Source organism: Candidatus Methylospira mobilis (assembly GCF_009498235.1).
GTDB classification, from domain to species: domain Bacteria; phylum Pseudomonadota; class Gammaproteobacteria; order Methylococcales; family Methylococcaceae; genus Methylospira; species Methylospira mobilis.
This window is the reverse complement of sequence record NZ_CP044205.1, coordinates 874,092-898,799: the sequence shown is the minus strand read 5'-3', so window position 1 is coordinate 898,799 and position 24,708 is coordinate 874,092. Positions and strand designations below refer to the sequence as shown.

General features: G+C 52.8%; 23 protein-coding genes and 1 pseudogene. 15 read left to right on the top strand and 9 right to left on the bottom strand.

Translation table 11 applies throughout. The annotated features are described in order from the left end of the window. Window positions 1-11 precede the first annotated feature (11 nt). The 3 genes from fliP to fliR all read left to right on the top strand — a co-directional run bounded on the left by fliP (window position 12) and on the right by fliR (window position 1,952). Window positions 12-713: a flagellar type III secretion system pore protein FliP gene (gene fliP / locus F6R98_RS03805; RefSeq protein WP_315700431.1), complete on the top strand. Its 702-nt coding sequence runs from the start codon at window positions 12-14 to the stop codon at window positions 711-713. A gap of 99 nt (window positions 714-812) precedes the next feature. Continuing rightward, window positions 813-1,085 carry a flagellar biosynthesis protein FliQ gene (gene fliQ, locus F6R98_RS03800; RefSeq protein WP_153247840.1) on the top strand — a complete coding sequence of 91 codons (273 nt, stop codon included), beginning with the start codon at window positions 813-815 and terminating at the stop codon, window positions 1,083-1,085. Between the two features lie 90 nt (window positions 1,086-1,175). Further along, window positions 1,176-1,952 (top strand): flagellar biosynthetic protein FliR, encoded by a 777-nt coding sequence (gene fliR, locus F6R98_RS03795; protein WP_153247839.1) that lies wholly within the window; start codon window positions 1,176-1,178, stop codon window positions 1,950-1,952. Window positions 1,953-1,990: 38 nt separating this feature from the next. Here fliR and ppk1 read toward each other — a convergent pair whose 3' ends face one another. The 3 genes from ppk1 to F6R98_RS03780 all read right to left on the bottom strand — a co-directional run bounded on the left by ppk1 (window position 1,991) and on the right by F6R98_RS03780 (window position 7,787). Further along, window positions 1,991-4,069, bottom strand: a complete 2,079-nt coding sequence (gene ppk1, locus F6R98_RS03790; RefSeq protein ID WP_153250895.1) for a polyphosphate kinase 1 — start codon at window positions 4,067-4,069, stop codon at window positions 1,991-1,993. Between the two features lie 181 nt (window positions 4,070-4,250). Further along, window positions 4,251-4,709 carry a peptide-methionine (R)-S-oxide reductase MsrB gene (gene msrB / locus F6R98_RS03785; protein ID WP_153247838.1) on the bottom strand — a complete coding sequence of 153 codons (459 nt, stop codon included), beginning with the start codon at window positions 4,707-4,709 and terminating at the stop codon, window positions 4,251-4,253. A gap of 222 nt (window positions 4,710-4,931) precedes the next feature. Then, window positions 4,932-7,787, bottom strand: a complete 2,856-nt coding sequence (locus F6R98_RS03780) for a sensor domain-containing protein (RefSeq protein WP_228125074.1) — start codon at window positions 7,785-7,787, stop codon at window positions 4,932-4,934. 257 nt (window positions 7,788-8,044) lie between these two features. Here F6R98_RS03780 and F6R98_RS03775 point away from each other — a divergent pair, with 257 nt between their 5' ends. The 4 genes and pseudogenes from F6R98_RS03775 (at window position 8,045) to F6R98_RS22405 (ending at window position 11,569) form a co-directional block, all read left to right on the top strand. Next, the gene (locus F6R98_RS03775) at window positions 8,045-9,715 is read left to right on the top strand and encodes a formate--tetrahydrofolate ligase (RefSeq protein ID WP_153250893.1); all 1,671 of its coding nucleotides are present in this window, start codon (window positions 8,045-8,047) and stop codon (window positions 9,713-9,715) included. Between the two features lie 56 nt (window positions 9,716-9,771). Then, window positions 9,772-10,957 (top strand): annotated as a pseudogene (locus tag F6R98_RS03770) (AAA family ATPase). 157 nt (window positions 10,958-11,114) lie between these two features. Beyond that, window positions 11,115-11,339, top strand: a complete 225-nt coding sequence (locus tag F6R98_RS22410; protein ID WP_153247836.1) for a DUF4276 family protein — start codon at window positions 11,115-11,117, stop codon at window positions 11,337-11,339. Next, complete coding sequence (locus F6R98_RS22405; protein ID WP_153247835.1) at window positions 11,306-11,569, top strand: DUF4276 family protein; 264 nt, start codon at window positions 11,306-11,308, stop codon at window positions 11,567-11,569. The genes F6R98_RS22410 and F6R98_RS22405 overlap by 34 nt, the downstream gene beginning before the upstream one ends. A gap of 52 nt (window positions 11,570-11,621) precedes the next feature. Here F6R98_RS22405 and F6R98_RS03755 read toward each other — a convergent pair whose 3' ends face one another. Continuing rightward, window positions 11,622-12,338, bottom strand: a complete 717-nt coding sequence (locus tag F6R98_RS03755) for a UDP-2,3-diacylglucosamine diphosphatase (protein ID WP_153247834.1) — start codon at window positions 12,336-12,338, stop codon at window positions 11,622-11,624. A gap of 136 nt (window positions 12,339-12,474) precedes the next feature. After that, a complete protein-coding gene (locus F6R98_RS03750; protein ID WP_153247833.1) occupies window positions 12,475-12,993 on the bottom strand; it encodes a peptidylprolyl isomerase in 519 nt (172 codons plus the stop codon). Window positions 12,994-13,304: 311 nt separating this feature from the next. Here F6R98_RS03750 and F6R98_RS03745 point away from each other — a divergent pair, with 311 nt between their 5' ends. Continuing rightward, entirely contained in the window at window positions 13,305-14,717 is a 1,413-nt protein-coding gene (locus F6R98_RS03745; protein WP_228125073.1) for a L,D-transpeptidase family protein, read from the top strand. A gap of 196 nt (window positions 14,718-14,913) precedes the next feature. Here the strand turns inward: F6R98_RS03745 and F6R98_RS03740 are convergent, their stop codons facing one another. The 4 genes from F6R98_RS03740 to F6R98_RS03725 form a co-directional block, all read right to left on the bottom strand. Further along, window positions 14,914-16,500 (bottom strand): response regulator, encoded by a 1,587-nt coding sequence (locus F6R98_RS03740; RefSeq protein ID WP_194270118.1) that lies wholly within the window; start codon window positions 16,498-16,500, stop codon window positions 14,914-14,916. A 1-nt stretch (window position 16,501) separates the two neighbouring features. Then, on the bottom strand, window positions 16,502-17,590 hold the full coding sequence (locus tag F6R98_RS03735) for a sensor histidine kinase (protein ID WP_228125072.1): 1,089 nt from the start codon (window positions 17,588-17,590) through the stop codon (window positions 16,502-16,504). Then, on the bottom strand, window positions 17,574-18,797 hold the full coding sequence (locus F6R98_RS03730; protein ID WP_153247831.1) for an HD-GYP domain-containing protein: 1,224 nt from the start codon (window positions 18,795-18,797) through the stop codon (window positions 17,574-17,576). The genes F6R98_RS03735 and F6R98_RS03730 overlap by 17 nt, the downstream gene beginning before the upstream one ends. Before the next feature lie 394 nt (window positions 18,798-19,191). Next, window positions 19,192-19,452, bottom strand: coding sequence for a nitrogen fixation protein NifZ (locus F6R98_RS03725; RefSeq protein ID WP_153247830.1), 261 nt, complete (start codon window positions 19,450-19,452; stop codon window positions 19,192-19,194). A 198-nt stretch (window positions 19,453-19,650) separates the two neighbouring features. Between F6R98_RS03725 and F6R98_RS03720 the strand changes: the two genes are divergently transcribed. From F6R98_RS03720 to nifW, 7 genes are all read left to right on the top strand, one after another. After that, a complete protein-coding gene (locus tag F6R98_RS03720; protein WP_153247829.1) occupies window positions 19,651-19,980 on the top strand; it encodes a HesB/IscA family protein in 330 nt (109 codons plus the stop codon). A 25-nt stretch (window positions 19,981-20,005) separates the two neighbouring features. Then, a complete protein-coding gene (gene nifU, locus F6R98_RS03715; RefSeq protein WP_153247828.1) occupies window positions 20,006-20,923 on the top strand; it encodes a Fe-S cluster assembly protein NifU in 918 nt (305 codons plus the stop codon). Continuing rightward, window positions 20,916-22,124 carry a cysteine desulfurase NifS gene (gene nifS / locus F6R98_RS03710; RefSeq protein WP_153247827.1) on the top strand — a complete coding sequence of 403 codons (1,209 nt, stop codon included), beginning with the start codon at window positions 20,916-20,918 and terminating at the stop codon, window positions 22,122-22,124. The genes nifU and nifS overlap by 8 nt, the downstream gene beginning before the upstream one ends. Window positions 22,125-22,464: 340 nt before the next feature. Then, window positions 22,465-23,637 (top strand): homocitrate synthase, encoded by a 1,173-nt coding sequence (gene nifV, locus F6R98_RS03705; RefSeq protein ID WP_153247826.1) that lies wholly within the window; start codon window positions 22,465-22,467, stop codon window positions 23,635-23,637. Next, window positions 23,634-23,801: a hypothetical protein gene (locus tag F6R98_RS03700; RefSeq protein ID WP_153247825.1), complete on the top strand. Its 168-nt coding sequence runs from the start codon at window positions 23,634-23,636 to the stop codon at window positions 23,799-23,801. The genes nifV and F6R98_RS03700 overlap by 4 nt, the downstream gene beginning before the upstream one ends. 12 nt (window positions 23,802-23,813) lie before the next feature. Then, window positions 23,814-24,338: a hypothetical protein gene (locus tag F6R98_RS03695; protein ID WP_153247824.1), complete on the top strand. Its 525-nt coding sequence runs from the start codon at window positions 23,814-23,816 to the stop codon at window positions 24,336-24,338. 47 nt (window positions 24,339-24,385) lie between these two features. Then, complete coding sequence (gene nifW / locus F6R98_RS03690; RefSeq protein WP_153247823.1) at window positions 24,386-24,703, top strand: nitrogenase-stabilizing/protective protein NifW; 318 nt, start codon at window positions 24,386-24,388, stop codon at window positions 24,701-24,703. Window positions 24,704-24,708 lie beyond the last annotated feature (5 nt).

Here is a 24,708-nt window from a genome sequence, read left to right as displayed (position 1 = left end):
CGGCTATGCCCATGAATATTGTCATGGCCGCATCCGCTCCAGCCTTGCCGGGTTTCACCAGCACGCCGCTGGCCAATGGTGGACAAAGCTTTGCCCTGCCAATAGAAACGCTACTGATTTTAACCTCATTGTCGTTTCTACCTGCCGCCCTGCTGATGCTGACCAGTTTTACCCGCATCATCATCGTGCTGTCGTTTCTACGTCAGGCGCTGGGAACGCAAAGCGCACCGCCAAATCAGGTTGTGATGGGACTTGCGCTGTTTATGACGTTTTACATCATGGGGCCGGTTTTTGATCGCATATACCAGGACGCCTATCTACCCTACTCCGAGAGCCGCATCAGCCTGTTGGAAGCAGTGGATATAGGAGGCAAACCGTTAAGGGAATTCATGCTGCGCCAGACACGTCAAACCGATCTGGCCCTGTTCGCCAAAATGGCTAATGTCCCGCCTCTGGAGGGACCTGAAAGCGTGGGGTTTCGTATTCTGATTCCCGCCTTTGTAACCAGTGAACTGAAGACAGCCTTCCAGATTGGTTTCAGCGTCTTTATCCCTTTTTTAATCATCGATATGGTGGTGGCCACCATATTGATGTCCATGGGCATGATGATGGTTTCTCCTTCCATCGTTTCACTACCCTTCAAATTAATCCTGTTCGTGCTCGCGGACGGCTGGCAACTGCTGATCGGCTCGCTGGCCGAAAGTTTTTATTAAGTGTTGCCTGATGGCCCATTACATAACCCTTCTCTCCCGGCCCGCCGTTGCACAGTTCCCTTATACCCGCGCAAGGCAAGAATCAAGTGGGTGCACCGCATGACGCCTGAAACCGTTATAACCATGGGACGCCATGCGCTGGAGATTACCTTGGAGTTGATGGCCCCGCCGCTGCTGACCGCTTTGATAGTCGGTCTTGTGATCAGTATTTTTCAGGCCGCAACGCAGATCAACGAAGCCACGCTATCGTTCATCCCTAAATTTCTCGGAGTTTTAGCATCGCTGATGATACTGGGACCGTGGATGCTGACTCTCATTCTCGATTACATGCGTGAGGTATTAACAAGCATTCCCATCATTACTCGTTATTAACCGGCAAGGGCGGCACGGATAGGATTACGAGATGCTTTTCGTATCTTTCGCGGATAATGACAGCAATATCGGCTTGCCAGGAGAAACAGCGTGATCGAATTTACCAGCGCGCAAATCAACGCCTGGCTCAGTTTTTTTCTGTGGCCGCTTGCGCGTATTTTGGCTGTCATAGCGACGGCTCCATTCTTCAGCAACCAGTCGGTTCCCGGAACCGTCAAAATCGGATTGGGCGCGGCGCTGACAGTGATGATCGCGCCGACGCTTCCCGCCATGCCCGACATTCAGGTCGGTTCCATGGCCGGCTTGTTCATTCTTGCGCAACAAGTACTTATCGGTATCGGCATCGGTTTTGTGTTTCGCATGATTATCGCTGTGATCGAAATGGCGGGAGACACTATAAGTATGAGCTCCGGGCTGGGTTTTGCGGCCTTTTTCGACCCGCAAAGCCAAGGCCAGACCGGCGTAATACGTCAGTTTCTGGTCATCATTGCGACAACCCTGTTCGTATCTCTCAACGGTCATCTGCTGCTGATCTCAGCTCTGGCGGACAGCTTTAATAGCCTGCCCGTCTCGGCTACGCCTGTAAGCGCCGGCTTTTCGCGGCAGCTTGTGTATTGGGGAGGAAATATTTTCAAAAGCGGAGTGCATCTGGCGCTACCGGTGGTTGCCGCCATGCTGATAGCCAATATGGCGCTCGGCATCCTGACCCGCGCGGCGCCACAGCTCAATTTGTTCGCGATAGGATTCCCTTTTACCCTGGGCGTTGCCTTCATTATCCTGCTATTCATCGTCCCGCTAATGGCAGGGCCGTTGAATAATCTGTTCGAACAGGGGTTTTCGGAACTGCGAAAGCTGCTCAGCCCCTAGGTTGGGTTGGCGTAAGCTTGAAAAGTGAAACTGCTGCATCAAGATACGCGCTCCGCCAGTTGCTGCAGTAGTGCTGACTGTACGGCTACGACAGGCTCTCCTTCGGCAGGCAAAACGTGCAGGTAGGAACCGTCGGTATTCAATATCCAGGTCAAGGTGTTATCCTGAAGGTACAGTTCCATGTCGCTCTTCAATCTGGCGCTCAGATCAGGGTCAACAATAGGGAACGCAGTTTCCACGCGGCGAAACATGTTGCGCACCATCATGTCGGCGCTGGCAGCGTAAATTTCGTCTTCCCCATCATTGGCAAACCAGTAAATCCGGCTATGCTCCAGGAAACGTCCGATAACGGAACGCACTTCTATATTATCGGAAACCCCTGGAACACCAGGACGGAGACAGCACAGGCCGCGCACCAGCAGGATGATTTTTACCCCTGCCATTGAGGCGCGGTACAACGCCCGTATCAGTTGCGGCTCGTCGACGGAATTCACCTTGATAACGATGCGCCCCACCCTGCCCTGTTTTACATGCTCGATTTCGCGATCTATTTTGCCGATCAGGGTACTATGCAGCGTAAACGGCGACTGCAACACTCTGCTAAGCGCGGTCATCTGTCCGAGGCTGGTAAGCTGTAGAAACACGCGCCGTACATCCTCGCCCATGACTCTATCGTGCGTCAACAAACCATAATCGGTATACAAGCGCGAAGTACGCGAATGATAGTTGCCGGTGCCCAGATGCGTGTAATACCCTATTTTCTTATCTTCACGCCTTAAAATCAGCAGCATTTTGGCGTGGGTTTTATAACCGACGATGCCATAAACCACCTGTACGCCAGCCTCCTGCAAACGATGCGCCAGCGAAATATTGGCCTGCTCATCAAAACGCGCCAGCAACTCCACCACCACAGCAACTTCTTTACCCGCGCGAGCGGCGCGCAATAAGGCTTCGACTATCGGCGAATTGATGCCGGTGCGGTAAAGCGTTTGTTTAATCGCTACAACCTGCGGATCGTCCGCGGCCTGATGTATCAACTCGATGATGGAAGCAAACGATTCATAAGGATGATGCAGCAAAATATCGTGCTCGCGTATCGCCGCAAAAAAGTCGTCTGGATGGGCGGCAAGAGCAGGAGCGACGCTGGGAGTAAATACCGGAAACTTGAGATCGGGCCGATTTATCTGATCGTAAACCTCGCGCGCACGGCTCAGGTTCACCGGCCCGTTCACCCGATAAAGCCGGTCCGTACTCAACTCAAAATACTGCATCAACAGTGCGGCAATGTCCTCTGGACAATTGGCTACTTCCAGCCGCACCGCATCGCCGTAATTGCGCGCGGTCAGCTCGCCCTCCACCGCCTGCAGCAAATCGTCAACCTCTTCTTCGTCCAGATACATATCGCTATTGCGCGTTACCCGGAACTGATAACACCCAAGAACCTGCACGCCTTGAAACAGCTCTTCCGCAAAAGCATGGATGATGGACGACAAAAAGACAAAATCATGCGGCCCGCTCCCGGTTTCTTTGGGCGGCAACGGCACGATACGCGGCAAGGAACGCGGCGCTTGCAAAACCGCCATATGTATATCACGGCCAAAGGCATCCTTACCGGACAGCGGCACGATAAAGTTCAAACTTTTATTTAGCAACCGCGGAAAAGGATGAGAGGGATCGAGGCCCAGCGGGCTAAGCATGGGTAACAGTTCGTCGCGAAAATAACGCTGCAGCCAGCTGCGTTGCGCGGCGCTCCATTTCGCGCGGCGTATGAAACGTATGGATTCGGCAGCCAGCTGCGGCAGCAGTACCTCGTTGAAAACCCGGTACTGTTCGGCAACCAGCTCGTGAGCCCGCTGGCTGATGCGCGCCAACACCTCCTGCGTCGGCAACGCATCGGGCTCCTCGGGCGGCTCGCTGGCAAGTTCTGCACGCTGTATCAGGCCGGCAACGCGTACCTCGAAAAACTCGTCCATATTCGAGCAGGAAATACACAGAAAATTAAGCCTCTCCAGCAATGGAGTCGCTCCGCTTCTAGCCTGCTCCAACACGCGCCAGTTAAACTCGAGCAGGCTCAGTTCCTTATTGATATAAAGCTCGGGCGCCGTCAAATCAACCATATCGGCGGCTGTTTCGACGACACTATCGTCACCTGGCGGAACATGCTCCGATACGTCCACAGCTTCGGATAAAACAATGGACGCTGTATTTTCGGTATTTGCGCTTGTGCGCTTGCGGCGTATCACCATTAATTCGCTACCTGAATAATTATGCTTTGTCTTACATTTTAAATGTATCGCGCTATATTTCGAATAGCGCCAGATAGGCGCCATACCCCTCGGATTGCAAGGCCTCTTGCGGAATAAAACGCAAGGAAGCCGAATTGATGCAATAACGCCGCCGCAACGGCGGCGGGCCGTCATCAAATACGTGACCCAGATGCGAGTCTGCATGCGTGCTACGCACTTCGGTGCGCAGCATCAAATGAGATAAATCGCGGCGCTCATGGATGTTTTCAGGCGCCAATGGGCGGGTAAAGCTGGGCCACCCCGAACCGGAATCGAACTTATCGAGCGAACTGAACAATACTTCGCCTGAAACCACATCGACGTAAATACCGGGGCGATGATTGTCCCAATAGGCATTTTCGAAAGGCGGTTCAGTGCCGCAAGCCTGGGTAACCCGAAACTGTTCTTCTGTGAGCGCGGCTTTAAGCTCATCCGGTTCAGGTTTGGTAAAAAAAAATTGATTATCAGACATACATCTCCAACGCAACAGTATTAATCACTCGTCCATGTCGAATGCTATCACAAATGCGCATCTCACGAAAAACACGTAGGCGCGAAAAGGGATACGGATAACTTCAGAGACGGCGCCACGACAAAACCACCTGAAAATAATAAGAAATACGATTAGGATTCCCCATCACAACAACAAAGCCGAACAAAGCGTATTGTGATATTTTTTTCGTGTACAGCCGCATTACAACAGTTTTTCGAATTCTTCGGCCGGCACCGGTCTGGAGAACCAATAGCCTTGCCCATAGTCGCAACCGGCAGCAATCAAAAGATCGCGTTGTTCCGCAGTTTCCACGCCCTCGGCTATCACTTTCAAACCAAGTTTATGCGCCATGACGATAATCGCTTCGGATAATGCCATATCGCTGGATCCCGGCGCCAGATTACTGATAAAAGACTGGTCTATTTTGATATAGTCTATATCGAACTTTTTCAGATAGGAAAGCGATGAATAGCCGGTGCCGAAATCGTCGAGCGCGACCTGCACGCCGGCATCGCGAAACGCAAGCAATTTGTCGGCGACGATTTTGCTGGTTTCCAGCAGCAAGCCCTCGGTGATTTCGATGACGATGACCTGTCCGGGCAGGCCGAGCGCTTTTAAATAGTCCGCCCACCCTCCATGGCTATTATCCTCACGCAAAAACTGCACCGGAGACTTGTTGATGCTGACTTGGAATACCGGGTCGTGCGATAGTCTCCAGCTTGCCGTCTGACGTATGGCTTCACGAAACACCCAATCGCCAATATCGACTATCATGCCGACTTCTTCAGCAACCGGGATAAACTCGGAAGGCGCGATAAAACCGCGCACAGGATGACGCCAACGGATAAGCGCTTCTGCTTTATGGATGGCGCCGGTTGCCAATTCAACAATAGGCTGGTAATACACCAGTAACTGATTTTCCGCCATAGCGCTACGTAAATCGGCGATCAGCCTCATCCGCGCGTGCGCAGCCTCCTGCATGGACGACGTAAAATAACTGTAGCAGTTACGGCCCTGATGCTTCGCGGCATACATGGCCTGATCGGCATTTTTAAGCAATTCTTCGAGCGTGGCGGCATCGTCCGGGTACAGCGTAATACCTATACTGGCAGATTCATAAAGTATTTCGCCGTCCAGTTGAAACGGACCGGCCAATGACCGCAAGATACCCTGCGCCACCCGCGCGATGCTGCCGAAATCATCGATTTCCGACAAAATAACGGTGAACTCATCGCCTCCCAGACGCGCTACCGTATCGACATCACGCACACAGCCGCTTATGCGCTGGGCAACCTCTTTAAGCAGGAGATCGCCGATAGCATGACCGAGCGTATCATTGATTTCCTTAAAACGGTCGAGATCAAGAAACAACAGCGCCAACGATAAAGCGGAGCGATGCGCTTTCTTGATTTCCTGCTCCAGACGGTCGTGAAACATACGGCGATTGGGAAGTCCGGTCAAGGGATCGAAATTTGCCTGCTGCCAGATAGTCTGTTCAGCACGCTTTTGATCCGTCACATCGGAAAACATTGCGATGCGCCGCAGCACCGCGCCGTTATCGTCATAAACCGTATTAATAACCAGCCATTCGAGGTACGCCTCGCCATTCTTGCGCTGGTTCCAGATTTCGCCCTGCCAGTGTCCGGTTTTTTCCAGCGATTGCCACATACGCCAATAAAAATCCTTAGTGTGGCGTCCGGATTTGAGCAGTTTTGTCGATTGCCCAACCGCTTCCTGCTCGGTGTAACCGGTTAATCGCGTATAACTGGGGTTGACGGCTACAATGCGGTTGTCGGCATCCGCCACCATGATCGCCTCGCCTATGGCGCGGTAAACCATGGCCGCCAGCTGCATCTCGCGCTCGAGGCGTTTGCGCTCGGTAATATCGAGCACGCCGGTGATAACAAAGACTTGATTATCGATTTCGATCGGACTCAAACTGACTTCGACAGAAAACTCGGAACCGTCCTTGCGCACAGCAAACAATTGTTGAGCCGTGGCCATCGGGCGTGGCTTCGGATTGCTCATAAACGCGGCAAGATGCGAACCATGGCCCGGACGCGCCTTTAGCGGCACCAGTACGTCTACACTGCAGCCAACCAATTCATTTTGAGCGTAACCGAACAGCCGCACGGCGCTATCGTTGGCGAACAGGATGAAGCCCTCCTTATTAACCAGCAGCACAGCTTCCGATGAACATTCGAGCACCATCATCAGCTGTTTCATTTGCAGCAGCTTACGTTCGGTGATATCGGTATGCGTGCCGATCATGCGCAAAGGCTTGCCGTCCGCGGTCCGGCTTACCAGAACGGCGCGATCCAATATCCACTTCCAGCTGCCGTCGCTGCACCGCATACGGTACTCGGCGGAAAAGGGAGACGAGGCGTCGCCATCGAGATAGGTGCGCAGATCAGTCATCACGCATATTTTATCATCGGGATGAATGCGCTTTTCCCATTGGGTGACTACATCCTCGTTATCGTGTTCGGCCAGACCGTACATTTCCTTATAGCGCCGGGAGGAAAGCACTTTATGCGTCTGAAAGTTATAATCCCACACCCCGTCGCCTGAGCCTTCCAGCGCAAACTTCCAGCGCTCTTCGCTGGCGCGTAGCGCTTCCTCGGTACGAGTGCGCATACCGATTTCATACTGCAGCTTCTCATTGGCTTCGACCAATTTGGCAGGACTGACGAGTCTCAGCGCTTGCGGTATCACCCGACACAACACGACAGCCGTACTTACAGAAGTGATGGCTGTAACCAGCTTGATAACGCCGTCGGCTACATAATCCGGATGCCAGATCGTCCATATCGCCATCACATGCGTCGTTCCGCACGCCAGGATAAAAATGGCGAACAGGACAAATAGCCAAGGATACTGCAAGTCCTTCCTTTTTATAACAAAATAGGCCAGTGCAGCGGGGATGGAATAATAAGCGGCGGCAATCAGAAGATCGGAAACGACATGCAGCAACAACAAGTCGGTTCGCCAAAGAAGGCACATGCCATGCGGCATGAAATCGCCAAGGTTTGCCACGCCAGGAAGGATACTAGACATAGGCATGATCTGATCTATCTGGGGAAACTTTTGTTATTTTTATTATGTTAGAGCTATTCAAGCTACCCGCCCCGGCTTTGAAACTGAGGCAAGCTCCGTCGAGCTATATCATCAGGACAAGGACTGCGAAACAATATCCTGTTTGATGATGAAAGGAAAGAGCTGATTATACCTCACAGCTTCAACAGCGCGGAATGAGCCGCAGTGATAAGATAGCCGCCATCATCAACCTGACTGAACAAAAGCAGGAGTATTTCATGTCCGACATCGAGATCGCACAGCAAGCCCATATGCAACCCATCATCGCTCTGGCCGCCGAGCGGCTGAGCATCGCTGCGAAGCACCTGGACCCTTACGGCCACTACAAAGCCAAGCTGTCGCTGGAATATATCGACAGCCTGAAAGACCGGCCCAACGGCAGGCTGATACTGGTAACGGCCATCAGCCCGACGCCCGCCGGAGAAGGGAAGACCACCACCACGGTCGGCCTGGGCGATGCGCTGAACCGCATCGGTAAAAGTGCGATGATCTGTTTACGCGAGCCGGCTCTCGGACCGTGCTTCGGCGTCAAGGGCGGTGCGGCCGGCGGCGGATATGCCCAAGTGGTGCCGATGGAAGACATCAACCTGCACTTTACCGGAGATTTCCACGCCATCGGCGTCGCGCATAACCTGCTGGCGGCGATGATCGACAACCATATTCATCAAGGCAACACGCTGAATCTGGACCTGCGCCGGATACACTGGAAACGCGTGATGGACATGAACGACCGCGCATTGCGCGACATCGTGGTCGGACTCGGCGGCGCCGCGAACGGCTTTCCGCGCGAAGACGGATTCGACATCATTGCCGCCTCCGAGGTCATGGCCATATTATGCCTGTCGAATACGATAAAAGAACTCAAACAGCGCCTGGGCAATATCCTGGTCGGTTATTCGCATGACGGACGCGCGATTTTTGCGCGCGAATTGAACGCGCATGGCGCGATGGCGGCATTGCTCAAGGACGCGCTACGTCCCAACATGGTACAAACACTGGAAAATAACCCGGTATTCGTACACGGCGGCCCCTTCGCCAATATCGCGCATGGCTGCAACACGGTGATTGCAACCAAAACCGCGCTTAAAATGGCCGATATCGTGGTAACCGAAGCGGGCTTCGGGGCCGATCTCGGCGCCGAGAAATTCATCGATATCAAATGCCGCAAAGCCGGTTTGCAGCCGGATGCCGTGGTGCTGGTCGCCACGGTGCGCGCGCTTAAATCGCATGGCGGCGTAGCGGTCAAGGAGCTGACACAGGAAAATCTGACCGCGCTGGAAGCGGGCTTTGTCAATCTTGCCCGCCACCTGAGCAACGTGCAGGAACAATTCGGGTTGCCATGCATCGTCGCAATCAACCATTTTGTTTCGGACAGCGACGCCGAAATTGCGCTGCTCAAACAGAAGGTCGAAGCTTTGGATTCGACAGCCATTATCTGCAGGCATTGGGCCGAAGGCGGCAAAGGCGCAGAAGCGCTGGCGCACGCGGTGATTGATGTTATAGAGCGCGGACAAACCCGCTTCAACTTTCTATATCAGGATGATCTGCCGCTGTGGGACAAGATCAGGACGGTTGCGACCCGACTTTACGGCGCTGCCGATATCTCCGCCGACGACAGGGTGCGCAGGCAACTCGCCGAGTTGAGCGAGCAATATCCGCATTATCCGGTGTGCATCGCCAAAACCCAATCGTCCTTCACCGCCGACCCAACGATCAAGGGCGCGCCATCCGGCCATGTATTGCCGATTCGTGAAGTACGTCCCGCGCATGGCGCAGAATTCGTCGTCGCTATCTGCGGCAGCATGATGACGATGCCGGGGCTGCCCAAAGTACCGGCTGCTGAGCATATCGATGTAGATGACAACGGTAAAATCAGCGGGTTGTTTTAAAGGCCGCAACTGACTGCGGAGAACAGCTTCGATCAATCCAAATTTAACGGAAAAAAATGAAAATCACAAAACTGGATATTGAAGGCTTTCGCTCTCTCCGAAACATAAGCTGGTCTCCCGGCAACCTCAATCTAATCATAGGCCCAAATGGCACGGGAAAGTCCAATTTACTGCGTTTCCTGGAGCTGATTTCAGTTTCGTCGCAAGGGAGACTCGGAAAATATATTCAGTCGCTGGGTGGAATGGACCCGATAGTTTGGGACGGCGCAGCGACTTCGATCAAGTTCTCGATGAAAACAGAACCTGTAGGCGGAGAATTAGGGCAGGAAGAATACGAGTTGGAACTGGTAAGGCTTGGATCAGGAAGTTCATATAGAATAGGCCAGGAGCATTTAATAAACTCCCATAAAGTCAGAAAAGGAACAGAAAAGAAACCGTTCACGTTTCTGGAAAGGCATGCAAAAAACGCCGTAATTTTCAAAGAGCATAAACGTAAGTTTACCACGCCGGAAGAATTTGTAGCCGATGAAGAAAATCTTCTTTCCATAGCATCCGGGCCATTTATTCATAACAAATCCATACCACCTTTTCAAAGAGCGCTTTCCTCCATAGCCGTTTATCGTGATTTGAATACCAGTCCAGATGCAATTATTCGTCAACCTGCTATTGCCCGCATGGAACGACGGGTTGACCCGGACGGCCAAAATCTCATATCAGTCTTACACACTCTTTACACAGGCGATCGCGATTTCAAAAATGACATCAATTCCGCTATGAAGGCGGCATTTGGCGATGACTTTGAAGAGCTTATTTTCCCTCCTGCCGCCGATCAAAGAATTCAACTGAGAGTACGCTGGAGGTCACTGAAACGCGAACAATCTGCCGCTGAACTTTCAGATGGAACCCTCCGTTTTCTATTTTTGCTTAGCGGTATTGGCAAGTCCATCACCCGCGCCTGTCATCGCCGTAGACGAGCCGGAAACCGGCCTACATCCGTCAATGCTTCCTGTTATTGCAGAATACGCAGTCGATGCCTCCTCACAATCGCAGATCATACTAACTACACATTCGCCACAACTTCTGGATGCTTTCGACGAAACACGACCGACAACAACTGTAGCCAAATGGGAAAACGGTGAAACGACTCTGCGAACCATACAAGAGAGCGATCTTGACTACTGGTTGGAGGGATACTCGCTCGGAACTCTTTTTAAATCAGGAGAACTGAAGCAAATGCAATGAAGTTCATCCTTTTTGTCGAGGGCTATACGGGAGATAAAGCATTGCCACAATTTTTAAAAAGATGGCTCGACCCACAATTAACCAGTTCTGTCGGAATTAAAACCGTGCGCTTCGAAGGTTGGCCGGAGTGAGTTAAAGACGCCCCAAAAAAGCTGAAATGCATCTGAACGGCCCGCGTAAAGATGAAATTATTGCAATAATTTCCTTGTTGGATTTTTACGGACCTACTTTCTATCCAGTACATTTAACCGGATATGAAGCGCGTTACGATTGGGCAAAACAATATATAGAAAAAAAAGTCGGGCAGCCAAAGTTTTTTCAGTTTTTTGCGGTCCACGAAGTGGAGGCATGGCTACTCAGCAATCCAGAGATTTTCCATTAGAAGTCCCGCGCGCCTTCCCGAAAAAAATTCAACATCCAGAGACAGTGTACTTTACCGAGCCGCCAGCAAAACTGCTTGAACGTCTTTATCCACTGCATACCAAGCGCTCATACAAAAAGGTGGTAAATGGGAGAGAGCTTTTCGGAAAACTCGATCCAGGCATCGCCTGCCAAAAATGTCCGAAGCTTCAACAACTTTTAGATAAGATGCTGGAATTAGCGAAAAGTTGATCTCGATAGGTAATATGGCGGTAGAGCGGAAAGGATGCTTTAACGCGCCGGCTTAAAGCTTAAAGCCGCCCTCCAACGTCCAGTACAACACGGCGCCTCCAGGATTCCATTCACCGAGTACAAAACGGCGCGCCGGCTTCCCATGAACGCTAAGCCGATGCATTCCCGGTCTATGGGTATGCCCATGGATCAGCGCGGTCACGTTATGCTGCTCCAACGCAGCAATGACAGCCGCCTGATTGACGTCCATCACGTATTGCGTTTTCTTCGACTTATCGACGCCGCTACGATACCGATACCAGCACGCATACAGTTTTCTAATCCACAGCGGTTTGGAAAGCGCGTTCCGTTTCCACTCCGGCGTGCGAATACGCGCACGAGCGGTCTGATATTTTACATCGTCGGTACAAAGCAGATCTCCATGCGTCAGCAGCACCCGTTGTCCACCCAGATCAACGACTGCGTATTCATCCAGCAACACCACGCCGGTAGCGCCGCCGAATCCGGCTCCCAACAGAAAATCACGATTGCCGAGCTGCAAATAAACCTTGACGCCTTCCTGGTTAAGTCTAAGCAACGCATACCGGACTGCTTGCTGCAACGGGGATCTATCGTCATCGCCGATGTAGGCGTCAAAGAGGTCGCCCAATATATAGAGCGCGCTCAGCGTATCTCCCTGTTCCCGGACGAAATCAAAAAAACACTGCGTTATCTCCGGACGCGCTTCGCTTAAGTGCAGGTCGGAAATAAAAGCGATACGTTTGTTCATATTAGGGTAGTCAGATCGTTGCCATACGCGGAGAGACCCGCGACTACGCTCAGAGCCGGATCTGAGCGTAGTCGCTGGGAAAAGGAAAAGCCCTGTCGAATCATGAACGGGGGGTTTTATTCAGCGTTTCCATCAACTATTCGGAGATTACGGTTGCTTTGTTTATCACGATCGGGGTTTGCGGTACATCGCTGGGCATCGGGCCGCCCGCGCCGGTAGGAATTTTGGCCATGGCGTCCACAACATCCATGCCGTCCACCACTTTGCCGAACACGGCATACCCCCAACCCTGCGGCGTTTCGCTTTTGAAATTCAGAAAGTCGTTGTTTTTGTAGTTGATGAAAAACTGAGCGGTGGCGGACTCAGGGTTTGAGGTTCGCGCCATTGCAATGGTGCCACGCTCGTTGCTCAAACCGTTATTGGCTTCGTTTTTGATCGGATCGTGTGTCGGCTTTTGTTTAAAATCGGTATCGAACCCGCCGCCCTGAGCCATGAAGCCAGAAATAACACGATGAAATATAGTGTTATTATATTGGCCTTCCTTAACATAAACCAGAAAGTTGCCGACCGAAACCGGCGCCTTCTCCTTGTCCAGTTGCAAAATAATATCGCCTAGCGTCGTTTCCAGCTTTACTTGTATGGTATTTTCAGTCATTTTTTTGCCGTTTGTTGATGTGGGAACCTGTACTGCCGACGCAGCCGGACAGATCGAGGCTATGAGCAATAACGATATTATAAAACGCATGATTATTTATTCTCTGTGAACATGATGCGGCCGAGGATCATATCACACCCGCACCATGCGCATTCCGGGCCGGATATATTCTATAACGACGGGCGGGCAAGAGACAGCGGCCACGGCAACCGGAAATTTACGCTCAATTTAACAAAATAGTGGAAATATACTTTAAATCCCGTTAAATTCGATAGAATTGATCAAGTTCCCTGAAGGTAAGGAGTAATGTAGTGAAAAACTCTGCAAACGCGCATGCCGGTCCGGGGTGGACGGGACTCGTGGTTGTAGCAATAGTGCTAGCCGCAGCTGCAGGCCTGGGCGGGGTTTTATTCAGCCCAAACTTTTCCGTATATGGGATGGTGATGAGTCCGCCTGACGGCAGCGTGATGGTCGACCCGAATACTCCGGTCAAACTGGATGTCGTCGGCATCGGAACGCAATTTGCGGAGATAGAGCTGCGCGAAGCCGGCGGCACTGTGATTACGGACACAAAAAACCTTAAGCATTATACTTTGAACAGCCCTCTGGCTTTCGGTAAAAGCTACACTGTTACCGCTATAGTTAAACGGCCCTGGTTCATGCAGGAGCAAACCCAAGTGTTGCACTTCGAAACCGCCGCCATTCCCGTACTGGAAGGCGGTTCGCCACAGCGCACCCTTGCTCCGGACGGTTCCTTGACACTTAGATTCGACCGCCCGGTGGGAAAGCTCGAGGCGGATAGCGCTCTCGACATAACGGTACAGCCCGACGCGGCCCGGCTATCGTTCCGGCTCCTCGCCGGTCATTATGAGCCAAACCAGACTTATCCGCTAAGGATCAAATGGGCAACGGCAAACGACATTCCGCTTCCTGATTTCGACCTCAACGTCACTGTTCCACACCCGATTTCCGCCGAAGCCAATCTGCGCGGCGCACAGAATATCGGCTCGGCCATACCGCTGCAAATTACGTTCAGCGAAGCGCTGGCCAATAAGGAGGAAGCGGGCCATCAAATTCTGATAACAACGCGTAATGGAAACGAAATCAGCGGGAAATGGAATTGGATCAGCGAAAACCGGCTGCAGTTTACGCCCAAAGCCGGATGGCCGGCATCCAGCACCATCAAGGTCGAACCTAAAGGCGAGCTCCTGTCGGTGCAGGGAGGACAGCCGGAGCCGCCGTTAGACTTCAGTTTTACCACCGGTACCGACCGGCGAATTTTTGTTTACCTCGATACGCAGACCATGGTTGCGATGGAAAACGGCCAGGCAATTCAAACCTTCAAGGTCAGCACCGGTAAACCCAAGACACCCACGGTTGCCGGCTCGTTTTACATTTATGCGCGCTTCCCAATTAAAACCATGAAAAGCAAAGCCAAGAAAGGGGAAAAAGGGCATTACATAGTCGAGAACGTGCCTTACGCGCAGTATTTTCATGCGGAATATGCGTTTCACGGCGCGTGGTGGCATAACAGCTTCGGCCACCCTGCCAGTCATGGCTGCGTCAACATGTCCACGCGCGAGCACAATCAGCGGTGGCCCAATGCAGAGGAAGAAGCCGGCTGGTTGTATCGATGGGCCGCTCTCGGCGTCCCGGTGACTGTGCTCGGCGCAACACCATCGCCGCCGCCACCGCAGCCATCAACATCCATTGCGATGGAATAATTGTAGTGATGCGCAGGATAATTCACACACGGAATTTGATCGACCGGGGCGTAACCATGCCGGCTCGTTAGAGCCTTCCACGGAAAACGCATCATCAAGAAGGGACTGTAATGTAATGCATGAAACCGCTGCGCTGAACAACCGTCCGTACTCACGGGTCGTTGGTTGATACTGCCGTTCCGGCATCATCCGTTCGCTAGCTTTGCCGGTAATTGCCGGCGACCTCAAGGAACGCATGGACAACAACCGGGTCAAAAAGATGACCGGAAGCCGCCTCAATCACTCCAATCGCTTCTTCGTAAGAGAGGGCCTGACGGTAAGGTCGTAATGAAGTCATCGCGATAAAGCTATCGGCAATCGCTACAATCCGGCCTACAAGCGGGATATCATCTCCTGACAGACCCAGCGGGTAACCCGAACCATCGTAACGTTCATGATGCGAGCGAATAATTTCACATGCGAGCGAAAAAACGCCATTTACGCATGAGTTCACCATATTTTCAGCCAGAAATTCAGCACCCCGAATCGGGTGCGTACGGATCTGGTCGCGTTCGTTCTCGCCAAGTACCCCGGTATTGCTCCATAGCGCGTCGGATAACTTATAATTGCCGATGTCGCACAGCATCGCGGCGGATGTGATGCGATTGCGAACAGGGCGGCTGACGACGTACCCATCCCACTGATGGCAGGCGAGGACTTCAGCTATATCCCGGCTTAACATACCAATATACTTGGCATGAGCTGCCGGCTCGGAATAAGATGGGTTGGCCATTTTAGCCAGCACAGCCACGCCGGTTTCCAGATCGGTCTGAAGCTCCGCGAGCAAATCGCAGTTCTCGTAAGCAAGCAGGATCTTCTCGCAAAATACCTTCACCAGAGCAAGATCGACTTTACCGAGGATTTTCGGGGTTTTCGAGCCATCTACATAGACGACTACATTGTCCAGGGCTTTTTCACCGGCAACGTAAACACCATAACCGGGGTGGATCAGGTTGGTTTGCTCATCTATAACCTGTTGTATCGTATTACAAACATCACAGCCGAACACCTCCTGAGCAGAATCACCGATGAATGGCTCATAGTTTCCGCTGGCGGCAATGATTTGAAGCAACCCGCTGTTCTCGCGTTGCTGTATCAGAATAAGCTCGTCCTCTTCGAACTCCAGCAAGTTGGCCAACTGCATCAGCATCCCGGAAACAAACACGCGCAACGACTTGAAATCCAGATGGCTCGACGCATCCAGGATTTTCATCACGCTGCGCCGGTTGGCATCTATCGATTTCAAGTCGTTGAAAGACCTCAGCGCAACGATCAGTGAGGTAAACAGCTTCTGAGATGTCAACTCGGTTTTGGACTTATAGTCGTTGATATCGTAATCCACGACTACATGTTGCTCCGGCGCTTGCCCAGGCTGCCCGGTACGCAAAATGATGCGTACCAGGGTATTGTCGATTTCCTTACGTATCCGCTTGACCGTGTCGAGTCCGGCGTGTTCGCTTTCCATGACCACATCAAGGAGAATGACAGCCGTGTCGGGATGTTGCGTCAGCAGATTGCAGGCTTCATCACCTGAATAGGCATCGATGAATTGAAGACTGCGCCCTTTGAAACTGAAATCGTGAAATACCAATTTCGTGACGGTATGGACGTCGATGTCGTCGTCAGCGATCATTATTTTCCAGGTTGGCTCAGCCTCGCCGCTTAACGCGTCTGTTTCTTCGGCAAACAGCAAGCCATCGTCGTCAAGAATATCGACCAATTCCTGGGGAGAGTGTAAGTTCATGTCATGCCTCTTGAAATTCATGAATCGGTGTGACGGCTTCCGGTTCGTCATGTGCGACCAGCGGGAGCTTCAGCGTGAAACAGGTGCCTGAACCTTCTGTGCTCTTAACTTCGATACTGCCGCCCAGGGGACCTGTCACCATATTGAAAACCAGGTGTAATCCCAGGCCGCTGCCTCCCTGACCACGCCGCGTTGTAAAAAACGGATCAAATATATGCTTCAGATTCCCCGTGGAAATGCCTTTGCCATTGTCGGCCACCTTCAACGTCACCTCATCCGTATCGGCATCAGCTGTAATGGCAATATGTCCGTCTCCTGTGTCGTCAAACGCGTGGATATTCGCGTTCATCACCAGATTTATGATGACTTGCGAAAGCGCGCCGGGAAAAGAATCCATGACGATGGCGTCTGGACAGTCCAGATCGAAAGTTCGCGAGCTGCTCTTGCGAAGATGCCCCAGGCTGTTCAGGGTTTCCAGAATAGTTTTTTTAAGATTGAATACCCTGCGTTTCTGACTGGTCTGATCGACAGAAACCTGTTTGAAACTGGTGATCAGTTCCGCGGCTCTCTGCAGGTTTGTCGTCAACAATTCGGTTATTTCCTTTGTCCTGGAAATGTAGTTGCGCAGGTCGGTTTTTTTCATTTGGCCTGCATTAAACATCTCGTCGAACTGCTTGCTGGTGTCCTGCAGGTGACTCGCTGCAGTGATCGAAATCCCAACGGGCGTATTGACCTCATGAGCGACGCCTGCAACTATCAGCGACAGGGAGGCCATGCGCTCGGCTTGCTGCAGGCGCGCCTGCGTCGTCTTAAGTTCTTCGTACTGGCGCTTCAGCTTTTCGTTTGCACGCTTGTGGCGAAGATTGAATTTGTCCGCCTGGCGCAGCAGTTGCTTGGTTTCGCGCAGCAGCGACTCGTAGGCAACCAGAATATCGACCAGCGCGCCATGCGCGTCTGCGGGAATATCCGTCGACGTAGCGATAAAGCGTCGCGTCTGCGCAGCCAGATTCTCTTCCTTAAAATAGGGGTCATAGCTTTCCGCAGGTACATTGTTCGACGTCATCTCGGACCCATCATCCACGTTCATCATTTGATCCCCGCGTGTAATCCCAAAGCTGATTCAGATCGATATCAGCGACACCGTCTCGCTCAACCACGCCTCGAATCTCGAACTGTTTGATTTGAGTATCGCGCAAACACGGTCTATTGAGCGGCGCACCGCGCGGGCCGACCACGCTTTTAACCATCGGCGCTTTCGAATCCTTGCCGCGGCGGACGACGACAGCGGTCTCGCCGTTTGCCAGTTTGACAAAAGCGCCCGGCGGAAATACCCCCAAAGCTTTCACAAAAAGTATCGTAAGATGCTCGTCAACCTGGCTGCCGCGTGCCAAAAACAGGGTACGCATGGCATGCTGGGAGGTAATGGCCTGCTTATAGCGGCGCGGGGTGATCATGGCGGTATAGCTGTCCGAAAGCTTAATCAGCCGTGACCACACAGTGACTTCGTCGCGGTGTATTCCGCCCGGATACCCGGACTGGCAAAGAGTTTCATGATGCTGGTTGACGGCAGTAATCCATTCTTCGTCGGTAACGCCCAGTTCGCGTAATAATCTGACCGAATCGCCGGGATGATTTCGGAGACTGGCCTGTTGCTCAGGGCTCAATGGCGCTACCTGGTTGTTGAGTTTTTCCTGAAGTTCGAGCGTGGACAAATCGCAGGTCAAAGCGGCACAGATAATGCGTTTACACTCTTCTTCGGAATAACCGTAGCGTTTTCCGACCAGATTGCAGACTACCGAGCGATGCAGCGGGTGGAAAACAGTGTAGCGATTGCGCTGGTCAAGGTGTAGAAGACCGATGGCGGCATTCGAGTCAACCTCGCACAGGGATTGCACCTGACCGGCGATGCGCCCCACGCGCGAAGCAAAATCAAGGCCGTCAGCCCCCGATTCTGCGCATATATCGCTATAGAGCTGTTTCAGTTGCCGGTTCAAGCCGGAAAAATATTGGAAAGGCGAAGGATCAGCATCAGCATCACCATCGGCTTCCGACCACTTACCAAGCAGCAAACGCCTTGATTCGGACGCAGCAGGCTGAGACGTGTTCTGCGACGGTTGCCCTATCTGGGCAAACAAACCGCGCTCGAGGATATGTTCCAGCGTGCGCGCGGAATCTATGACCAGACCCTTCCTGAACAACAATACGCCTTGCTCATCGAAACAGTCGAATTCGATAGGTTTTCCGACCAGAAACTGGCTCTTCGACAGTTTCTGCTTGCTCTTCTTGTCAAGACTCATAAAAGCCCTTATTGGATTTCGGGAGCTGTTCTGCGGGTCCGACCGATACCTGAGTTTATGCGCAGGCGCTTAACTAATTCCATGATTATTCTATCAGGGTAATGAGTAATGATCGACTCTGTCTGTATTTTTTTGTCTTTTGCCAACTATCCGGCTACCGCATTAAATATTTTTTGGGTGTAAGGCGGTTTGGACATGCGGGGGCGTGTCGGTAGATCAACCACACCAAAATCCGTATGGAGAATCGGCCTTTGGCTCCCAGCCATAGACGATCTCCCCATATGATTATATCCGGATCGCATTCCGCCCCGGCCGGACTCAAGGCGGCCATGACGCCGGCAACCATGACGGACGGGGCAGACGATCCCTTGAATGATCTCGTTGTCAGGATAAATCAGCTTGCCAATGTAACACCCAGCTCATCAGCCCAGCACCCGACCGGGTCGCCGAGGTTATTATCCTTGTCTTCGAATCGCACCAGAAATACGGTCTTGTCGGGAAGGTGTTCTACATGGCCGATACGCACTATGACGCCGCGAGCGCCCCTGGAGGCCAACAAGGCGCCCTCATCTAGATGCTCGATGCTGCCGTCATTATAAAAATCGATCAGCGCATAAACGATGTCGCCTTCTTCGAGTGTTTCTACTGCCTGCATTTTTGTATACCTCTGCTATTTTGTCGGAAATACGACACTCCAAAAGGAGTGATTTTGGTCTACCCGCGCCATTACCCAAGGTTGAATTTCAAAATAAATCATAAAAAACAATATATTAACTTCAACAAAAAAACTTGGCACGCGGGGTGCAAATACATATTACAAAGACAGTGCCACCACCCATAGCAGGAGATCCATATGCTTACCCTAACCGATAATGCCATCAAAGCCATACACCGTTTTACTTCCGGTTCCGATTCAGCCGGCTCGGCTTCGGGATTGAGGATACAGATTTCCGGAGGCGGCTGCTCCGGCTTGCAGTATGGTCTGAAGCTGGAAGAAGCCGCAGCTGAAGACGATACCGTTCTTGAATATGACGGAATCAAAGTGTTTGTCGATCCAGGCAGTTTACCGATGATCGAAGGCACCAGCGTCGATTTTGTCGAAAGTATCGAAGGTTCCGGCTTTAAATTCTCAAATCCAAACGCCAAGAATGCCTGCTCCTGCGGCAATTCTTTCTCAGCGTAACATTGAATACCGAGGAGGTCACCCCATGTGGGATTATTCTGAAAAAGTAAAAGAACACTTCTATCAACCGCGCAACGTCGGTGTGCTGGAAGAAGCCAACGGCGTCGGCGATGTCGGCTCGATTTCCTGCGGCGATGCGTTGCGCTTGAGCCTGAAGGTCAACCCGGAAACCGATGTTATCGAAGATGCGCGTTTCCAGACCTTCGGTTGCGGCTCCGCCATTGCGTCGTCATCGGCTCTGACCGAAATAGTCAAGGGAATGACGCTGGACGATGCGCTCAAGGTCACCAATCAGGACATAGCCGAGTATCTCGATGGCCTGCCGCCGGAAAAGATGCATTGTTCCGTGATGGGGCGCGAGGCGCTGCAGGCGGCGATTGCCAACTATCGCGGCGAAGAATGGAGCGACGACCATGAAGAAGGCGCGCTGATCTGCAAATGTTTCGCGGTCGACGCGGTGCTGATAGAGGAAACCATACGCATTAACAATCTGCATACCGTCGAAGAAGTCACCAATTACACCAAGGCCGGCGGCGGTTGCTCGTCGTGCCACGAAGGGATAGAAGAAATCCTGGTAAAGGTATTGACCGAAAAAGGAGAAGTTTTTTCCACTGACGTAAAAAAAGTGGAAGAGCCAGCGCCGTTGCCGATTGCCGCCAAGAAAAGCGGCGCTTTGACCTCGGTGCAGCGTATCCGCCGTATCGAAGCGGTAATCGAGGCGATACGTCCGAATCTGCGCATGGATGGCGGCGACGCCGAACTGGTCGAAGTCGACGGCAACCGCGTCTACATCAAAATGACCGGAGCTTGCGCCGGATGCGGGATGGCCAACATGACCATCGGCGGCATCCAGCAAAAATTGATGGAAGATCTGGGTGAATTCATCCGGGTAATACCCGCCGACCAATTGGCGCATGATCAAAGGAGTGCTGCTCATGGCTGATATCTATCTCGATAATAACGCGACGACGCAGTGCGACCCGAAAGTTGTGGAGGCCATGTTGCCGTTTTTCCTGGAGCAGTTCGGCAACCCCTCGTCCATCCATAGCTTCGGCAACGGCGTCGGCCGCGCGTTGAGCAAGGCGCGCAAGCAGATCCAGAGCCTGCTGGGCGCGGCGCATGATTCGGAAATCATCCTGACTTCGTGCGGGACGGAATCGGACAACACCGCGATCCTGTCTGCGATCAAATGCTTTCCGAGCCGCAAGGAAATCATCACCACTGCGGTTGAGCATCCGGCGGTACTGGCGCTGTGCGCACAGTTGGAAAAGGAAGGCTACACCATACACCGCCTGGCGGTGGACGGTCAGGGGCGTCTGGATCTGGCCGAGTACCAGCGTTTGTTAACGCCCAACGTCGCCATCGTTTCGGTGATGTGGGCCAACAATGAAACCGGCACGCTGTTTCCGGTTGAGCAGATGGCGGAAATGGCGCATGCAGTGGGCGTGCAGTTCCATACCGATGCGGTGCAGGCCGTCGGCAAAGTGCCCATCGACTTAAAAAATACCAAGATCGACATGCTGTCGGTTTCAGGACACAAGCTGCATGCTCCCAAGGGCGTCGGCGTACTCTACCTTAAACGCGGCGTGCGCTTCCGTCCGCTGCTGCGCGGCGGACACCAGGAACGCGGAAGGCGAGCGGGTACCGAAAACGCGGCCTCGGTAATCGGCCTGGGCAAGGCCTGCGAACTGGCCGAGCAGCATATCGAGTTCGAGAATACTCAGGTGAAGGCCTTGCGCGACCGGCTGGAAGCCGGGATTTTAGCCCAGGTACCGCACTGTTTCGTAACCGGAGATGTAGCGAATCGCTTGCCCAATACCGCCAACATTGCGTTTGAATACATTGAGGGCGAGTCGATCCTGATGCTGCTCAATAAACAGGGGATAGCAGGTTCGTCGGGCTCGGCCTGCACATCCGGCTCGCTGGAGCCCTCGCATGTGATGCGCGCGATGAATATTCCCTACACGGCGGCGCACGGAACCATCCGTTTCTCGCTGTCGCGCTATAACACGCAGCAGGAAATCGACGCCGTGATCGCAGCGGTTCCGCCCATTGTGGCCGAATTGCGCCGTCTTTCTCCGTATTGGGGCGAGAACGGCCCAATTACCGAACCGGACAAGGCCTTTGCACCGGCCTATGCATAAAGGGTAAAGCAAGAGCAACGTTATCCCGTGCAAATCGCGTAGCGAACACCGACCCTCATCTCCCGCTGGGGCGAAGAGGGAACTTTGCGAAGCATGCTTCGCCCCGCCGTAGACGGACTGCGCTGCAAGGCAGTCCGTGGAGCGCGGAGCGGGCTGGGGTGAGGGAAACCGATTATTGTAGCCCGAATGAAAGGTAGTGAAATCAGGGAGAGACTCCGTGTTTTGATATCCACGGATAACGCGTGGCTGCCTCCGGGCTGTATTTTTGCCGCTTCGCTATATGCTGCTTAGGCGCGCAACGGCCCGAACAGATTACCAGCTTATAACTTAAGGAGCTGTCATGACTCGCTCGATTACCATAAACGACACGACCTTGCGAGACGGCGAGCAGTCGGCGGGCGTTGCATTCTCGCTTGATGAAAAGATCGAGATTGCACGGCAACTGGACAGCCTGGGGGTACCGGAACTGGAAATAGGTATTCCGGCCATGGGCGAGCGCGAGCGCGACGAGATCAGGGTACTGGCTGCTTTGGGACTCAAGGCGCGTTTGATGGTCTGGGCGCGCATGTGTCCTGCCGATTTACAACAGAGCAACGGGCTGGGCGTACCCAGCATCGACCTCTCCATTCCGGTATCCGAACAGCAGATGCGGCGCAAGCTGAATCTGGGACAAGAGCAGGTGCTGTCGCGCATAAACGTCTGCGTGCGCTCGGCCGTCGACGCCGGCTTTCACGTCTGCGTCGGCATGGAAGACGCATCCCGCGCGGACATCGGCTTTTTACTGCAAGTTGCGGAAGCGGCTGGAAAAGCGGGCGCAAACCGTCTTCGTTACGCCGATACCGTCGGCATCATGGAGCCGTTTGCATTGCGGGACGCCTTCAGCCGTTTGCGTAGCGCTACCGATCTGGAACTGGAAATGCATGCGCACGACGATTTGGGGCTGGCGACAGCCAACACCCTTGCAGCGGTTCTGGGCGGCGCGTCGCATGTAAATACGACTGTCAATGGTTTGGGCGAACGCGCCGGCAATGCGGCGCTGGAAGAAGTAGTCGCGGCGCTCCATCAACTGCACGGCATTGGAACTGGGATCGATCTCAAGGATTTCTGCCGCGTTTCCGGCTGCGTCGAACGCGCTTCCGGCGAACCGGTCGGCTGGCGCAAAAGCCTGGTTGGCAAGCGTGTTTTCAGCCATGAAGCCGGTATCCACGTCGACGGCATGCTGAAAGACAAACTCAACTATCAGGGGGTTGATCCGGCCATCATAGGACGCGAGCACGAGTTCATTCTAGGGAAGCACTCCGGCCGTCAAGCGGTTATCGATGCTTACCAAAAAATCGGCATCAGACTGGAGCCGCCACAGGCCGAAAGCCTGTTGAAAGATATACGCGCCTATGTCGTTTGTTACAAACGGATTCCTGATGTCGGACTGCTTTGGAAGTTGTACCGCCGACTTGAAGTGTCCGTCAAACGGAATGAAACCATGACCTGTTACCCATCGGAGATGACGTTATGAATACACAAGCTGTTGAAAAAAAGAATCAGGCCGCCAGCAATACGATTCCGGCCGATTTATCAGGGCAAATCAAGAAAAGCGACAATTTCAGAACGACATTCGTAATACCCGCGCCGCCGATTCCGGGCAAGACGCGCTGGAGTGCGACGCCATGTCAGGGATAAAGGAGCAAATAAGTGGATTTACTGGATTTTGAAGGACAGGATCTCTATTTCGATAAACCACAACACCCGGAAATAGATGCCTTGATTTTGAAGTCATCCGCGCTCTATGCGGAAGACGGTGGAGAGTTGCCTTTACTTGAAGCCTGTGCCCTGGAGCCGGAGTCCTTGACCGTTTTGGTTGCGCTTTACCGCTTTTATTATTATCAGCATCGTCTTGAAGATGCACTGGAAGTATCCCGGAGAGTATTGGCCATTACCGGTCGCGACCTTGGTTTTCCGCCGGATTGGCAGGCCTTGCAAACCGGTCATGTCGAACAGGCGATTACGCAATCGATGACGCTGCTGCGTTTTCATCTATTATGCCTGAAAGCCGCCGCTTTCGTGCAACTGCGTTTGGGGCGGCTGGAAACCGGCAAATCGATGCTGCAAAAACTGGTGGCGCTGGACAGCAACAATCGTCTGGGAGCTCAGCAGTTGCTGGATGTGCTGGATATAGCCGAAGAAAACGATACTATACCCAAACCGCTGAAGTGCTGAAGGTTTTGTCCCGCAAACGCGGTTTGTTTTGAATATGAGGAGTTACCATGAATTTTGAAGAAGACCTTGAAAGCCTCGAATCCGCGGAAGATTTCCTGGACTATTTCAAGCTCGAATACGACCCCAAGGTGGTGCATGTAAACCGTCTGCATATCCTGCAACGCTTCCATAATTACCTGAACCAGGGCGCGGAAACAATGCCGGAAGATGAAGAAGCGAAGCATGCGGTCTATAAACGGCTAATGGAACAGGCTTACCAGGACTTTGTCGTCTCCGACGCGCTGACGGAAAAAGTGTTCAAGGTGTTTCACATGCACGAGCCGCAAACAACGTTTGTTCCAATCGAAGGGCTGTTCAAGAAGTAATCGGG